The organism is Bacillus sp. JJ1127 (genome assembly GCF_036965845.1).
Taxonomy (GTDB): domain Bacteria; phylum Bacillota; class Bacilli; order Bacillales; family Bacillaceae_G; genus Bacillus_A.
The window spans coordinates 1-2,365 of the sequence record NZ_JBALQK010000322.1; the positions used below are offsets into that span (position 1 = coordinate 1).

Below are 2,365 nucleotides of genomic sequence, written 5' to 3' on the forward strand. Positions count from 1 at the left end.
GTGTTATGGGGTGGTCTCTTTATGGAAATTAAAATTTCAGCTGTAGTTATTCAATATTTAAAAGAAGCTCTTTGTAATATTTATTGGTACAAAAATGACTTGAAAGGCTTTTTATTAAATTCTATTACAGATAAAACAATAATTTATAAAACGGATTGGAGTAACTATAAAAGACAAATTGTTTCAGACATTATCGATGAACTTATGAAGGGTCAAGAAAAAAATCTTGGAGATATTCGTAGGATATTACATGAAGTAACTCAAATGAAAAGTTTTCGTCATTTAGAACAAATCGAAGATGGGAAGCGCAAAGCTGAAAGAGCTAAAGCAGCTGTATATGATTTAAAAAGAGCAATTGAGGAGCATGATGCGCAGATAAAAGAGACAGAGGCAATAAGAAAAAGAAGAATGGAGAATATGGCGAAGGTTAGAGAAAGTCGAGCGTTATTGACACGTTTGGATGAGATAAAACAGAGGTATTCGCATTTAGTAATATCTAAGAATCATCATCGGAGAGGCTTCGAACTTGAAAAAATCTTATATGACACATTTGAATTATTTGATTTAGATCCACGGGCTTCATTTCGGAATATAGGTGAACAAATCGATGGTGCTTTTTCCTTGGAAGGAACGGATTATTTGTTTGACGCTAAATGGCAGAATTACCTGGTTAATGCATCAGATTTGGACGCTTTTTCGGGGAAAATTAGTCGTAAATTAGATAATACATTAGGGCTTTTTCTTTCAATAAACGGATTTTCTGAAGAAGCGGTTAAAATTTATTCATCAGGTAGAAGTACAGTATTACTAATGGATGGGGCAGATCTATTAGCAGTTTTAGAAAATAGAATTGATATGGTTTCTCTTATTGTAAGGAAAAGACGCTATGCTTCCCAAACTGGTAATATATACTTAAAAATAGGGAATGTATTAAATGGTTAATAGTTTATGGTAGTGAAGAGGGGGAGGCATTATTGTATTCTAGTGGTAAAAAGTTTGAGATGCAAGTATATGAAAAAATAAGGGGGATGATCGAGGAGAAGACATTAGGAGTGAGTCCTGAAAATTGGAAAGTTTTTTTAAACAAAGGTTATTATTCAAAAGACAGGGAAAAGAATATAATTACAGATGTATCAATTGAATTTTATATTAGTAATGGTCATAAACCTGCAATAATATGGATTTGGGAATGTAAAGATTATAGTAGGAAAATTCCCGTAGATGATATTGAAGAGTTCCATGCGAAATTAGAACAGATAGGATCAGATAATACTAAGGGAACAGTTATAACTTCTAAAAGTGCATTTCAAGAATCAGCGCTAAATTATGCCCGTTCAAAAGGTATAGGAATTGCTAGGTTGCTACCTGATGAACAAGTTGAATGGGTTTTATATAATCTGATGATTGGCTTCATAGATATACAAAAAAATCATAATGTATTAAAAGCTTTGACGAATAGAGGTTTTATTGCTCAAAATAAAAATTTTTATGGAATAAGTAGTGACGCAAAAATGAATAATGAGTCTTTTGAGCAGTATATTCAATATGAGGTTAAGAAGATTAGCAAAGAAGCTGGTACCTATAAGAAAATAAACAAGCCGAGTTTTTAATCAGCTTGTTTATTTTTATTTGCAATATGCCGCAATTCTATATAAAGTGTATTCATAAATTTTTCACTTTGTATATAACTCAGTCCATATTTATCTTTGCTGTTCCGTAATTTTTTGAAAATGTAGTCAAGGTAACTGCAATCAAAAAATGAAACATCTATTGTATTATGCGGTATTTTCCATATACTCACATTGTGTTTCTTTATATGTTTTTGTTGACCGAGTATTAAGATAGTCATTTTATATAGGAAATATTTACTTACTTTAGGGTTTATACGAAAGTCATTTTCTAATACGGAATATAAAGAGTTATCATTGAGAACAGGTTTATTAGTCACTTCTTCTTTAAGATGATTACAAGAGAATTTATGAAATGTACTATTTACTTCATGATCCTCAAAACTTGTTACTAAGAATTTCACTAAAAATCCTGTACTTTTATACAAAGATAATTCAATACTTTTAGATATAGCCTGTAATATTATATAGATACAAGTTGAGATATCTAATTTGTGCTCAGAATTATTTTGGTTATCCCCTGTATTCCCACTAAATAATTGTATTGCTGCTAGTTCTTCAGGGGAATAATCGCTGTTTTCTGGTAATATTAAATTTGATTCTTTATCCTTAGTTATGAATCGAATTAAAGAATAACAAAGGTTAGATAAAGAACTAACATCATTTTTTTCTAATGCTTTTATAATTAAGGAAATATAAGTTCTTAATATACCTTCTGTTTGTGAATCATTAAGGTT

2 protein-coding genes and 1 pseudogene are annotated in these 2,365 nt (G+C 30.3%); 2 read left to right on the plus strand and 1 reads right to left on the minus strand.

The window, feature by feature from the left end:
* On the plus strand, positions 1-942 hold a 942-nt coding region (locus V7183_RS23650; protein WP_335361030.1), incomplete at its 5' end, for a hypothetical protein.
* 32 nt (positions 943-974) lie between these two features.
* On the plus strand, positions 975-1,610 hold the full coding sequence (locus V7183_RS23655) for a restriction endonuclease (RefSeq protein WP_335361031.1): 636 nt from the start codon (positions 975-977) through the stop codon (positions 1,608-1,610).
* Here the strand turns inward: V7183_RS23655 and V7183_RS23660 are convergent.
* A pseudogene (locus V7183_RS23660) lies at positions 1,607-2,365 on the minus strand (hypothetical protein); the annotation flags it as partial. The gene V7183_RS23655 and the pseudogene V7183_RS23660 overlap by 4 nt on opposite strands.